Origin of the sequence: Streptomyces sp. NPDC002044 (assembly GCF_040296725.1) — a bacterium.
GTDB lineage: Bacteria > Actinomycetota > Actinomycetes > Streptomycetales > Streptomycetaceae > Streptomyces > Streptomyces antarcticus.
The window spans coordinates 1-12,548 of record NZ_JBEOXU010000164.1 but is presented as its reverse complement, the minus strand read 5'-3'; the positions used below and the strand labels follow the sequence as shown (position 1 = coordinate 12,548).

At 74.4% G+C, this 12,548-nt stretch carries 11 protein-coding genes and 1 pseudogene; 1 reads left to right on the top strand and 11 read right to left on the bottom strand.

All coding sequences use genetic code 11. From position 1 onward, the window contains the following. Positions 1 to 121: 121 nt before the first annotated feature. The 10 genes from ABT106_RS27630 to ABT106_RS27585 form a co-directional block, all read right to left on the bottom strand. Entirely contained in the window at positions 122 to 1,645 is a 1,524-nt protein-coding gene (locus ABT106_RS27630; protein ID WP_351282536.1) for an alkaline phosphatase family protein, read from the bottom strand. 176 nt (positions 1,646 to 1,821) lie between these two features. Beyond that, positions 1,822 to 2,895, bottom strand: coding sequence for a 2-aminoethylphosphonate ABC transporter substrate-binding protein (locus ABT106_RS27625; protein ID WP_351282533.1), 1,074 nt, complete (start codon positions 2,893 to 2,895; stop codon positions 1,822 to 1,824). A gap of 142 nt (positions 2,896 to 3,037) precedes the next feature. Further along, positions 3,038 to 3,835, bottom strand: coding sequence for an ABC transporter permease (locus ABT106_RS27620; RefSeq protein WP_351282530.1), 798 nt, complete (start codon positions 3,833 to 3,835; stop codon positions 3,038 to 3,040). Further along, positions 3,822 to 4,844: a 2-aminoethylphosphonate ABC transporter permease subunit gene (locus ABT106_RS27615; RefSeq protein ID WP_502979492.1), complete on the bottom strand. Its 1,023-nt coding sequence runs from the start codon at positions 4,842 to 4,844 to the stop codon at positions 3,822 to 3,824. Before ABT106_RS27615 ends, ABT106_RS27620 begins: the two co-directional genes overlap by 14 nt. Next, positions 4,837 to 5,886 (bottom strand): ABC transporter ATP-binding protein, encoded by a 1,050-nt coding sequence (locus ABT106_RS27610; protein ID WP_351282528.1) that lies wholly within the window; start codon positions 5,884 to 5,886, stop codon positions 4,837 to 4,839. The genes ABT106_RS27615 and ABT106_RS27610 overlap by 8 nt, the downstream gene beginning before the upstream one ends. After that, on the bottom strand, positions 5,883 to 6,650 hold the full coding sequence (locus ABT106_RS27605; protein WP_351282525.1) for a phosphonatase-like hydrolase: 768 nt from the start codon (positions 6,648 to 6,650) through the stop codon (positions 5,883 to 5,885). The genes ABT106_RS27610 and ABT106_RS27605 overlap by 4 nt, the downstream gene beginning before the upstream one ends. A 5-nt stretch (positions 6,651 to 6,655) precedes the next feature. After that, positions 6,656 to 7,777 (bottom strand): TIGR03364 family FAD-dependent oxidoreductase, encoded by a 1,122-nt coding sequence (locus ABT106_RS27600; RefSeq protein WP_351282523.1) that lies wholly within the window; start codon positions 7,775 to 7,777, stop codon positions 6,656 to 6,658. A 199-nt stretch (positions 7,778 to 7,976) separates the two neighbouring features. Next, positions 7,977 to 8,741 carry a GntR family transcriptional regulator gene (locus ABT106_RS27595; protein WP_351282521.1) on the bottom strand — a complete coding sequence of 255 codons (765 nt, stop codon included), beginning with the start codon at positions 8,739 to 8,741 and terminating at the stop codon, positions 7,977 to 7,979. A 157-nt stretch (positions 8,742 to 8,898) separates the two neighbouring features. Next, positions 8,899 to 9,666, bottom strand: a complete 768-nt coding sequence (locus tag ABT106_RS27590) for a hypothetical protein (protein ID WP_351282518.1) — start codon at positions 9,664 to 9,666, stop codon at positions 8,899 to 8,901. Positions 9,667 to 10,066: 400 nt separating this feature from the next. Next, positions 10,067 to 11,281 carry an ROK family protein gene (locus tag ABT106_RS27585; RefSeq protein ID WP_502979491.1) on the bottom strand — a complete coding sequence of 405 codons (1,215 nt, stop codon included), beginning with the start codon at positions 11,279 to 11,281 and terminating at the stop codon, positions 10,067 to 10,069. A 56-nt stretch (positions 11,282 to 11,337) separates the two neighbouring features. Here ABT106_RS27585 and ABT106_RS27580 point away from each other — a divergent pair, with 56 nt between their 5' ends. Then, positions 11,338 to 12,453: a Gfo/Idh/MocA family protein gene (locus ABT106_RS27580; RefSeq protein WP_351282515.1), complete on the top strand. Its 1,116-nt coding sequence runs from the start codon at positions 11,338 to 11,340 to the stop codon at positions 12,451 to 12,453. A gap of 15 nt (positions 12,454 to 12,468) precedes the next feature. Here ABT106_RS27580 and ABT106_RS27575 read toward each other — a convergent pair. Then, positions 12,469 to 12,548: pseudogene (locus tag ABT106_RS27575) on the bottom strand (Scr1 family TA system antitoxin-like transcriptional regulator); the annotation flags it as partial.

The window sequence follows — 12,548 nt, the reverse complement described above, 5'->3', positions numbered from 1 at the left end:
GTCCGGCTGTTTGCCCTCGTCGATCCAGATGAGCGAGGCGGCCTCGACCGCGGTCCCGGAACGGGGCCCGCCGGGGTGGGGCGAGGCGGCGGGCCGGGGCCGGCCGAGGCGGATGTCCCCGTCAGCCGAGGCGGACGTCGTCGACGGTCCAATACCAGTTGTTGTCACCGCTGTAGCGGAAGCGGACCTGGACGTCGGTGGCTCCGGCCGGGACCTGGAGGGCGATCGATTCGGCCTTCGCGACCGCGTCGGCGGTGTAGTTCTTCACGACGGCCGGGGCGCCGCCGTTGTAGGACACCAGCACCTGGGCGGTCTGCCCGGCCTCCTGCCGGTAGTGGGTCTGGAAGGACAGGGTCTTGGTGGAGCCGCCCGCGACCGGCCACTTGGGGGTGATCAGCGTGGAGTCGAAGGTGCCGGTGTGGCTCTTGTCGTCCCACTCGTCGGAGTCGGCGACGGCGAAGACGTCACGGGAGCGGACGTTCAGCTCGCGCCACTGGTCGCGCTGCGACTGGCTCCAGAACTCGTCGGTGGCGAAGGCCCAGCCGGCCCACTCGGTGACGCCGCCCGTGCCCATCTTCGAGTTGTCCACGGACCAGCCCGCCGGCGGGGTGCGGGTGAAGCCCTTGGTGGCGGCCGGGATCCCGGTCTCGTCCACGCGGGCCTGGAGGACCGGCCGCAGGGTGTCGAAGGGGTCGTTGTCGGGGGCGTTCAGCGGGACGCCGTCGAGGCCCGCGCCGCTGACGCCGACGTGGGCGAGGGCGGTCGCGGCGACGTCGGCCAGGCGTACGTCGTCCCGTACCGAACCGGCCGGGATGCCCGCGCCCCTGGCGATGACGAAGGTGCCGCGCTCGGCGATGCTGGAGCCGCCGTGTCCGCCTCCGCTGGTGTGGCCGTGGTCGGTGGTGACCAGGACCTTCCAGTTCTCCTGGGCGTACGTGGGACGGCTCTGGACGGCGGTGAGGAGCTTGCCGACCAGGACGTCGACCCGGGCGACGGCGTTCAGGTAGGCCTGGCTGGCGGCCCCCGAGGAGTGGCCGGCCGCGTCGATCTCGCCGAGGTAGACGAAGGCGGCGTCGGGGTTCTGGTCGCGCAGCTCGGTGGCGGCCGCGGCGGCGATCTTCGGGTCCTCGTTGCCGTAGCCGTCGCGGTCTCCCTTGAGGGAGAGGCGCTTGTCGACCTTGGCCGAGAAGATCGGGCCGTTCTGGTCGGTGGAGGTGATCGGCTCCCAGTCGGCGGCCGCGTACGTGTTGAGCGACGGCTTCGCGTTCTCGATGCGGGTCAGGAAGTCCGGGTGGGCCGTGTAGTTCTTGCCGGTGAAGGAGTTGTCCTTGACACCGTGCTTGTCGGGCCACACGCCGGTGGCGATGGTGGACCAGCCGGGGCCCGAGGAGGTGGCGGCCATCGGGTTCGCGTAGAGGGTGCTGCGGGCGGTCAGGCCCTGGGCCATCAGGCCGTTCAGGTGGGGTGCGTTGGCGGCCTTGACGCGGTCGAGGACCGCACCGTCGATGCCGATGACCAGGACCTTGTCGGTGGTGGCGGCCGACTCCCCGGCCGTGGCGGCGGTGGCGCCGAGGGCGGTGGCGAGCAGGGCGGTGGCGGTGGCCGCCACGGCGAGGGTGCGTCCGGACAGGACAGCAGTGGGCACGTACTCCTCCGGGAGCAATCGTGGGGAAGGCGCGGCAGGTTGGGGCGGGCCGTGCGTGCGCCGGGTCCGGACCGGGGGTGCGGTCCTCGGTCCAGACCCGTTATCTCGGTGTCGCGGCGGGGCCGTGACGGTGCAAGCGTCACTCTGGCGGCCGTGGGTGGCCAGGAAGTAACCGGTCAGCTTCCGGTTGCCGACTTCCACGCGTCCACGTAGCCGGTGAGGTTCTTGTCGATGTCGGCCCAGTCCGGCTCGAAGACCTCGACGCCTGCCAGGATCCGGGTGAGTTCGACGGCGTTGGCGTCGGTCGGCCGGACGTCGGCGCGGGCCGGGAAGCCGCCGCCGACCTCGCTGACCAGCTTCTGGGACTCCTCGGTCAGGAGGTGGTCGAGGAGCTTCTTGCCGTTCTCCGCGTGCGGGGCCTTGGCGACGAGGCCGGCCGCGTACGGGAGGGCGAAGGTGGTGGGCTTGCCGCCTTCCCGGGCCGGGAACCAGATGCCCAGGTTCGGCATGGACTTGGACTGCGCGAAGTTCATCTGGACGTCGCCGTTGGCCACGAGCAGCTCGCCCTTGTCGGTCTTCGGCGCGAGCTTGCTGGTGGAGGAGGACGGGCCCACGTTGTTGGTCTGGAGCTTCTTCAGGTACTCCATCGCCGGCTCCTTGCCGCCGAAGTCGTGCATCGACTTGATGAGGACGGCGGTGCCGTCGCCCGCGACGCCCGGGGTGGAGTACTGGAGCTTGCCCTTGTACTTGGGGTCGAGGAGTTCCTCCCAGGTCTTGGGGGCCTCGGCGAGCTCCTTCTTGTTGTAGACGAAGCCGAAGTAGTTGTTGACGACCGAGGTCCACCTGCCGTCGGCGGCCTTGTCCCCGCCGTTGACCTTGTCGGAGCCCTGCGGCGCGTATGCCTGGAGCAGGCCCTTGCCGTCGGCCTGCTGGATGAACGGGGGCAGGGTGATCAGCACGTCGGCCTGGGTGTTGGTCTTCTCGCGGACGGCGCGCTGGACCATCTCGCCCGAGCCGCCTTCGACGTACTTGACCTCGATGCCGGTCTTCTTGGTGAAGTCGGCGAAGACCTTGTCGTACCAGCCGTCGCCCTTGTCGCTCTTGAGGCCGTCGGCGCTGTAGACGGTGACGACCTTCGCACCGTCGTCGGAGCCGGCGGAGGAAGCGGCGCCGCCGCAGGCGGTGAGGGTGGCGGCGAGGGCGAGGCAGCCGGAGGCGGCGGCGGTGCGGGGCAGGAGCTTGCTGGGCATGGAACTTCCTTACGGGGAAAGGGAGTCGGCAGAGGTTCAGCAGGGACAGCGGGGGCGCGGGACGCGCGGGGTGGAGCGGTCACGCGGGGTGGAACGGTCACGCGGCGCGCGCGGCCGGATTCGGCGGCGGCCCCCGTACGGGTCAGCGGTACGCGGCCCTCGTGCGGATCCGGGAGACGGCCAGCAGGACCGTCAGGGTCGCGGCCATCAGGACCACGGCGACGGCGGATCCACTGAACAGCGCGCCCCGGTCGGTGGCGGTGAAGACGCGGACGGGCAGGGGCATCCAGTCCGGCGGGTAGAGCATCATCGTGGCGCTCAGTTCGCCCATCGACAGGGCGAAGCAGAGCCCGGCGGCCGCGGTGAGGGACGGCAGCAGCAGGGGCAGCCTCACCCGCCACAGCACGTACGCGGGACCGGCGCCGAGGGAGGCCGCGGCCTGCTCGTACGCGGGGTCGAGCCGGACGACGGCGGCGGACACCGACTGGTAGGCGAAGGCGGTGACGAGGACGGTGTGGGCCAGGACCACGATGGAGCCGGTGCCGTTGAGCAGGATCGGCGGCCGGCTGAACGCGACGAGCACGGCGAGGCCGACGACCACGGACGGCACGGCGACGGGCAGCACGAACAGCGCGTCGAGCACGCGCTTCCCGCGCCGCCCGAGCGCGGCGGCGGCGAGCGCGGCCCAGGTGCCGACGATGAGCGCGAGCACGCTGGCGGTCACGGCGGTGACCAGGGACGTGGTCAGGGCCTGGAGGGATTCGCCGCGGACGGCGGCGGCATAGTTCCCGGTGGTCGGGCCGGAGGGGAAGGCGCCGGACCAGTGGGTGGCGAAGGAGGCCCCGACCACGACGAGCAGGGGCAGGGCGAAGAGGGGCAGGAAGAGGAGGGCGAAGAGGCCCCAGGCGGCCCAGCGGCCGGTCCGGCTATGCACCAGCACGCTTGCTCACCATCCGGTAGAGGCCGAACAGGCCGACGGAGATCGCGATGTTGACGACGGCGACCACGCAGGCGGCCTGGTAGTCGGATTCGAGGATCGCCTTGCCGTAGACGAGCATCGGCAGCGTCGTGACGCCCTTGGCGCCGGTGAACAGGACGATCCCGAACTCGTTGAGGCACAGGACCAGGACCAGGCCGCCGCCGGCGGCGAGTGCCGGGAGGGCCTCGGGCAGGATCACCCGGCGGACGATCCGGGCCGGGCGGGCGCCGAGGCCGGCGGCGACTTCGAGCTGGGCGGTGTCCAGCTGGGAGAAGGCGGCGAGCAGGGGGCGCATCACGAAGGGCGTGAAGTACGTGATCTCGGCGAGGAGGACGCCCCAGGGGGTGGCGAGGAACCGGAAGGGCCCCTCGGCGGTGCCGGTGAGGTCGGTCCAGACGCCGTTGGCCATGCCGACGCTGCCGTAGATGAAGAGGAGGGCGAGGGTGATGAGGAAGGAGGGGAAGGAGAGGAAGACGTCGATGAACTTCGCGACGGCGCGGGCCCCGGGGAACGGTACGAAGGCGATGACCAGCGCGAGCGCGAAGCCGAGGACGAGACAGCCGGCGGTGGCGCCGACGGCGAGCCAGACGGTGGTCCAGAGGGCCTCCCGGAAGGCGGCGGAGGCGAACACGGAGCCGTAGGCGTCGAAGGTGCCGCCGCCGTCCTCGGGGGTGAGGGACTGCCGGACGACGAGGACGAGGGGGTAGAGGAAGACGAGCGCGAGCACGGCGACGGGCGGCAGGGCCCATACGCCGCGCGGCAGCCGCGGCCCGCTCCGGCCCGCCGGGGAACCCTCCGGCCCCGCCGGCGTGCGGGGCGCGGGGTCCGGGGCGGAGCCCGGAGTCTCCCCGGGGGGAAACCCTCCCGGACCGCCCGGAGCCGGGAGCGGCGGGCCGCCGGCCGCGGGGACCGCGCCCGGGGGCGGGCCCACGGCCGTTCCGGGTGCGGCTCGCCGCGAGACGTCAGGCATCCGAGACCCCCGCCGCGAGCAGCACCGCGTCCCGCGGTTCGAAGTGCAGGGTGATCCGGTCGCCGAGGGCGGGCGTCTCGCGCAGTTCGGGGAGGTCCGCCTTGACGCGGTGGCCGTGGACGTCGACGTACAGCCGGTGCGTCGAGCCCCGCCACTGGACCTCGGCGATGGTGCCGCTGAGGGCGTTGGGGCCGTCGCCGAGGCCGAGCAGGTGCGGCCGTACGCACAGGGTGGCCCGGGAGCCGGGCGCCGCGCGACCGCGGTCGAGGGCCAGCGGGCGTCCCGCGAAGACGGCTCCGGTGTCCGCGACGGTGACCGGGAGCAGGTTCGCGTTGCCGACGAAGGAGGCGGTGAACTCGGTGCGCGGGGCACGGTACAGCTCCTGCGGGGTGCCGCAGTCCTGAAGCCGGGCCCGGTCCATGACGGCGATCCGGTCGGCCAGCGTGAGCGCCTCCACCTGGTCGTGCGTGACGTACAGGAGGGACACCTCGGGCAGTTCGCGGTGGAGCCGGGCCAGTTCGGCGAGCATGCCGGACCGCAGCTGCGCGTCGAGCGCGGACAGCGGTTCGTCGAGCAGGAGCACCCCGGGGCGGATCGCGAGGGCGCGGGCGATGGCCACGCGCTGCTGCTGGCCGCCGGAGAGCTCGCGGGGGTAGCGCCTGGCGTAGGCGGCCATCCCGGTCAGGTCCAGGGCTTCGGCGACCCGGCCGGGGATCTCCGCGCGGGGCGTCTTGCGGGCCTTGAGGCCGAAGGCCACGTTCTCCTCGACGCGCATGTGCGGGAAGAGCGCGTACTGCTGGACGACCATGCCGATGCCGCGCCGGTGCGGCGGGAGCGCGGTGACGTCCCGGCCGCCGATCAGCACCCGGCCCGCGGCGGGCCGTACGAACCCGGCGACCGCGCGCAGGGCCGTGGTCTTGCCCGAGCCGGAGGGGCCGAGCAGGGCCATCACCTCGCCGGGCTCGACGGTCAGGTCGAGGGAGTCCAGGACGGTGGCGCCGTCGTAGGCGACGCTGACCCCCTCGAACCGGATGCCGCTCACGCCGGCTCCGCGCGGTGGGCGGGGCGGGCCGCGGCGAGGACCGCGGGGAGTTCGGCGACGGAGCCGAGGACATGGGTCGCGCCGTGCCCGGCGAGGGCGGAGCGGTCGTGGGCGCCGGTGAGCACGCCGGCCACGAGCCCGGCACCGGCGCGGCGGCCGCTGAGCATGTCGTACGCGGTGTCGCCCGCGACCACGATGTCGGCCACGTCGGCCACGGCGCCGGTCCGCAGGAACGCGGCCAGCACCATGTCCGGGTACGGGCGGCCGCGGCCTCCCGCGTCGGCCGGGCAGAGGGTGAGGTCGGCCAGGTCGCGCCAGCCGAGGGCGTCGAGGATGGCGTCCTGGGTGACGCGGGCGAAGCCGGTGGTCAGTACGACGGTGCGGCCGTCGGCGCGGAGTTCCTCGATGGCCTCGCGGGCGCCGGGGAGCGGGGCGACGAGCCCGCCGTCGACGAGGTCGCCGTACGCCTCCTCGAAGGCGGCGTTCGCGCGCTGTGCGCTCTCCTCGCTGCCGAAGAGGTGGCGGAAGACGGAGATCTTCGACTCCCCCATGGTGTCGCGGACGTAGCGGAGCTTCTCCTCGTGGTCGGGGGTGCCCGGGGTGACGCCGAGGCGTTCGGCGGCGCGCTCGAAGGCGCGCTCGACCAGGCCCCCGTCGGCGACGGTGGTGCCCGCCATGTCGAGGACGACCAGCTTGCGGGGGTCGGCGGTGGGGTCGGCGACGGTGTCGGGGTTGGCGTCGGCGTTGGCGGTCGTGTCGGTCATGTGGTTCACCAGCCCAGTTCGTTCGCTGTGGTCTCGGCTATGGCGGGCGAGCAGGTCATGCCGCGGCCGCCGGGTCCGGTCACCAGCCAGACGTCGTCGGCCACCTGCTGGCGGTGGACGACGCGGGTGGTGTCGGTGCACTGCGCGTACACGCCCGCCCAGCGGCGCCGGATCTTCGGCAGGGGGCGGCCCAGGAAGGACTCGGCGACCTCGGTGAGGTGCTCGTACGGGTCTTCGAGGGTGTCGAACGCGAAGGGGTGCTCGTACTCGTGGGTGTCGCCGATGGTCAGTCCGCCGTCCTGGCGCTGGACCATCAGCAGCTGCATCTTGTGCGCGGCGGCGGTCGGCGCCTGGGCCTGCTCCTCGTTGAGCGCGTCCAGGGCGGGCGAGCCGTAGGCCGGGTAGTAGCGGAAGCTGTCGGCGTCCGCGACCGAGGTGGTCAGCTCCTCGCCCAGCGGCGCGGTCTGCATCATCTGGAGCCGTACGCGGCGCACGGGCAGCTCGTGGGCCAGCTCGCGGACCAGGCCGGACAGCCAGGCGCCGGTCGCGAGGACGACGACGTCACCGCGGTGGATGTACCCGTGGTCGTCGCGGACGGCGCCGGGGCCGGCCAGGGCGCGGACCTCGCGGCCGGGGAGGAAGGTGTAGCGGCCGCTCGCCCGCAGCGCCTCGCGGAGGTGGAGCTGCGCGGTGCGCGGCTCCACGGCCGCGTCCCGCTCGCACCACAGGGCGGCTTCGAAGTCGCCGCGCAGGGCCGGGTTGATCTTGCGCGCCTGCTCGGCGGTGACCAGCTCGTAGCCGCGGGCGGCGGCGTCGGGGCGGGCCACGGCCGCCTCGGCGACCGCGTACTCGCGGGCGTTGCGGACGGGGGTCAGGGAGCCGATGGCGCGGAAGCCCAGACCGGGCACCTCCGCGCCGATGCGCTCCCAGAGCGCGCGGGCCCGCAGGGCCGTGTCGAGCTCCTCTCCCCCGGCCCGCCCGCTGACCCAGATCTGGCCGAAATTGCGCAGTGACGCGCCGCGGGCCTCCGCTTCGCGCTCGAGCTGGACGACCTCGTGGCCGCGTTGGACTGCTTGCCAGGCGTGCATGGTGCCGACCACGCCGCCTCCGACGACTATGACTCTCACGCGGTCCACCGTGGTGCGGGCCCGTGGCCCGAGGGGATCGGCTTGGCGACGCGCCGGTGAACAGCCCCCGACGTTTGGACTAGACCCGTTATCTTTCTGTGACATCAATGGGCCCCTTTGCGTGTGGTTCGGGTGGTTGGCGGGCTCTTCCGCGGGCTCTTCCGCGGGCTTTTTGGGCCGGTCAGGGCCGGTCAGGGACCTACTCGGGCCGCAGGTGGGTCGTGAAGCTGAACCTGTCCCCACGGTAGAGGGAACGCACCCGCTCCAGCGGCCGGCCCTCCCCGTCCCGCGAGAAACGGTGGATGAGCAGCATCGGAAGGGCGGGCGGAGTACCGACGAGGAGGGCTTCGCGGGGTGTCGCGAGGACCGTCTCCAGCTTCTCGTCGGCGTCCCCGAAGACGATGCCGAGGCTGTCGCGGAGGTATCCGTAGAAGGAGGAGTCCGGCGGGAAATCGTCGCCGAGGCGGGGGGCGCGGGCGACCCGGATGTACGTGCTCTCCAGGCCGACGCGCTCGTCGTCGGCGAGCAGGACGCGCTCCAGGTGCCAGACGGGCTCACCGGGCGCGGCGCCGATGCCGGAACCGAGTTCGGGCGGGCAGGGGAACTGTTCCAGTCCGATCAGGGTGCGCCCGGGGCGTCGGCCCTGGCGGCGGACGCCCTCGGTGTAGCTGGCGAGGGAGAGCGGCTGCTCCAGCTTCGGTCCGGCGACGACGGTGCCGCGCCCGGAGCGGCGGAGCCGGCCTTCGAGCAGCAGCTCCCGCAGGGCCTGGCGGACCGTCTCGCGGGAAACCTCGTAGCGCTCGGCGAGATCCCGCTCGGTGGGGAGGGTGCCGCCCTCACCCAGCTCGTCGAGGAGGGCCGCGATGCGGGCCTTGACGGCGTAGTACTTGGGGATGCGGCCGTGCTCGGGGATCCCGGAGCGGACGGGCGATCCGGGGCGGTGGCGCGGGGTCTGGTCTTCCACGGAGGGACTCTATGCGGGCCGGGTGAACGGCTCCCGTACGGGACTGGCGCGATCATCCGGGGGCGGGGGCCGGGCGGCGGGGGCCGGGGCCGGGCGACGGTGGCGGGGCCGGACGGTGCGGGCCGGGCGGTGCGGGCCGGGCGGTGGTGAGGGGCGGTCAGCGGGCGGAGGTCGCGCGCAGCCGCCGGGCACCCAGCAGGAGCCCTCCGCCCGCGGCTACGGCGGCGACGGCCCCGATGCCGTACGCCCGGTCGCGCGGGCCGGTGTGCGCGAGCGCGCCCGCCTCCGTGGATTCGTCGCCCTGGGGGCCCTCCACGGAGAAGCGGTAGCCGCCGGCCTCGCCGACCCAGTCGCCGTCGTCGCCCTTGCGCTGCACGAGGGCCGCGTCGGCGAGAACCTCGCCGGTCGGGGCGTCGGGGGCGAAGGCCAGGCCGACCTTGACGGTGAGGGAGCCGCCGGCGGCGACGGTGAAGCCGGGGAAGGCGTCGCCCCCGTCGAAGACGGCGACGATCTCGTCGCGGTCGGTCCCCTCCAGGCTGACGGGGAAGGTGCCGCCCGGGGCGTCGAACTCCATCCGGAGATGGGCGGGGCGCAGGGTGCGGGCCTTGCCGGTGAAGACGATGACGGGGTGGATGGCCGTGCACACGGAGCCCGTGGTGTTGGTCAGGTCCAGATACCAGCTCTGCGGTCCGCTGCCCGTGCGGTACACGGCCGGACCGCCGCGGATCCGGGCGCCGATGGGAAAGGCGGCACCCTTCCCGTCTCCGCAGGTGGCATGTGCCCGGGACGGCAGCGCGGGGGCCGGCCGCGCCCCGCCGCCGGTGCCCACGTCCGCACCCGCGGAGGTCGCGGGGCCGGCGACCAGGGCGGCCGAGAGGATGGCGGTGAGGGCGGCGGTGAGGGCAAGGGCTTTGCGTAGTCGCATGGAATGCCTTCGCTGCTCGCCGGACGGAACGATGATCTGACCAGGCGACAATCACCCCGGTCGCGCTCGCACCCTGTCACGCACGCGCGACGCGCTCCCGGGCGCCGCGCCTGAGTCGTACCGGTTTACGCCCGATCGGCGCACGAGGTCAAACCGGTGCCGTTGCGGGCGCGGTGCGGGCGCGGGTGGCGGGCCGGGCCGTGGGGGCCGGCGGGGCTGAGAGGGGGCCCGGCCGGGCTGAGACGAGGGGCCCCGCCGGGCTGGGTGGGGGCAGGTGCGGCGGGCGGGAGCAGTCTAGCCGGGACCGGGCTCCTGCCCGGGCGGGAGCGGAGGGGGAGCGAAGGGGGAGGGGTCGGGGTGATCCGGGCCGTGTGCCGGGGGGCCCGGGCGGGAGGGCCCGTCAGGTGTGGTCGAAGAAGGGGGACAGGGCCAGTTCCGCCGCGCCCTCCGCCACTCCTCTGGGCGCCAGGGAGACCGTCGGCGGGTCCGGGGTCAGGGCGCGGGCCGTGAGGACGGCGCGGACACCGGACACGAAGGTCTCCGGGGCCGCCGCCACCACGCGGCCGCCGAGCAGCACGTCGTCCACGTCCAGCAGTGCGACCAGGTTGGCGGCGCCCTCGCCCAGGATCCGCGCCGCCTCGGGGAGGTCGCCGCGGGCCACGGCCGCCAGGCACAGCACCTCCGCGCACCCCCGCGCCCCGCACCGGCACGGCGGGCCGTCCAGCAGGAGGACCTGGTGGCCGAACTCCCCCGCAGCCGAGCGGGTGCCCCGGTAGACGCGGCCGCCCAGCCGCAGGCCCGCGCCCAGGCCGGTGCCGACGTGCAGGTAGACAGAGGTGCGGGGGGCCGCACCGAAGGCCCCGGCCCAGGGGAGGCCCGCCGGGGAGCCGCCGGGTCCGGTGACGGCGCCGGACGCCCCGGGGCCCGCGCCCGCACCGGCCCCGGCCCCCTCCCCCGCCGCACCGGCGTTGGTGTCCTTGTCCAGCAGCACGGGCAGGCCCAGCCGCCCCCGCAGCACCTCGCGCAGCGGGAACCCCTCCCACCCCGGGAATCCCGTCACCCGGCCCATCACCCCGGTCCGGTGGTTGAGCGGCCCCGGCGCGGCCACCCCGACGCCCAGCAGGGGCGGCCCGGCCGGGTCCGCGACCCGCGCGACCACCCGTACGACCGCGTCGACCGCCTCGGCGGGACCGGCCGCGAAGTCCAGCGGGCCGCCGGTCGCGGCGAGGACGGTGCCGGCCAGGTCGACGCGTACCGCCCGGAGCTCGTCGCGGTCCAGGTGCACGCCGACCGCATGGCGCGCCTGCGGGGCCAGCCGGAGCAGGGTGCGCGGCTTGCCGCCGGTGGACGCGGCGCGGCCGGCCTCCGCGAGCAGGCCCTCGGCCCCGAGCCGTGCCGTGATCTTGCTGACGGCCTGCGGGGTCAGCCCCGTACGGGCCGCCAGCTCGGCGCGGCCCAGGCCCGTGGGCCCGGCGCCGCGCAGCAGGTCCAGCAGCAGCGCTTCGTTGTGCCCGCGCAGGGCCGGCAGGTTCACCCCGCCGCGGCCCTCGCGGCCGGCGCCGACTTCGCCGCCGCCGTACCCGCTGCCGGGCCCGTCCCCACTACCCCTGTTCACCTGGCCATTGTCCACCTTCCTTGCACTTTGGCAACACTGTTGCCAAAGTGGACTCCATGAACGCCACCGCCCCCATCGATCCCCTCCGCGTCGGCCTCATCGGCTACGGCCTCGCCGGTTCCGTCTTCCACGCCCCTCTCGTGAGCGCCACCGACGGACTCGTCCTCGACACCGTCGTCAGCTCCGACCCCGAACGCCAGGCCCAGGCCCGCGCGGCCTACCCGGGCGTCCGGATCGTCGAGTCCGCCGACGAGCTGTGGGACCGCGGGGCAGCCCCCGCCCTCGACCTCGTCGTGATCGCCTCCCCCAACAAGACGCACGTGCCGCTCGCCACCGCCGCCCTCACCGCCGGTCTCCCCGTCGTCGTGGACAAGCCGCTGGCCGCCACCGCGGACGAGGCCCGCGCCCTCGCCGGGCTCGCCGAGCGGACCGGAACGTTCCTGTCCGTCTTCCAGAACCGCCGCTGGGACAACGACTTCCTCACCGTGCGCCGCCTCCTCGCGGACGGTGAGCTCGGCGAGATCCAGCGCTTCGAGTCCCGCTACGAGCGCTGGCGCCCGCAGCTCAAGGGCGGCTGGCGCGAGTCGGGGGCGCCGGAGGAGATCGGCGGTCTGCTCTACGACCTCGGCAGCCACGTCGTGGACCAGGCGCTGGTGCTGTTCGGCCCGGCGGTACGCGTCTACGCGGAGGCCGACACGCGGCGCCCGGGCGCCGCGACCGACGACGACACGTTCATCGCCCTCACGCACGCGAACGGGGTGCGGTCCCACCTGTACGTCAGCGCGACCACCGCACAGCTCGGTCCGCGGATGCGCGTCCTAGGCTCCCGCGCCGGCTACGTCAAGTACGGCCTCGACCCCCAGGAAGGCGCCCTGCGCGAGGGGCTGCGCCCGGGGACGGACGCGGCGTGGGGCGAGGAGCCGGAACATCTCTGGGGGCGGCTGGGCTGCGGCGAGTCCCCGCTGACCGGCGGCGGGACCCCGGTCCCGACGGTCCCGGGCGACTACCCGGCGTACTACGCGGCGGTCGCCGCCGCGCTGCGCACGGGCGGACCGGCCCCGGTGACGGCGTACGAGGCCGCGCACTGCCTCGACGTACTGGAGGCCGCGCGCACCTCGTCCCGCGAGGGCGTGGCCGTGGAGATCCCGGCCGGCGAGGTCACCTCCCGGTAGCGGAGGCGCAGACGGCCAGGCACCGCGGACGAGCGCCTGGGCGTACTCGGTGGTCTGGAGCAGCCCCGGGATCACGAGCGGCTCGTACGTGCGCA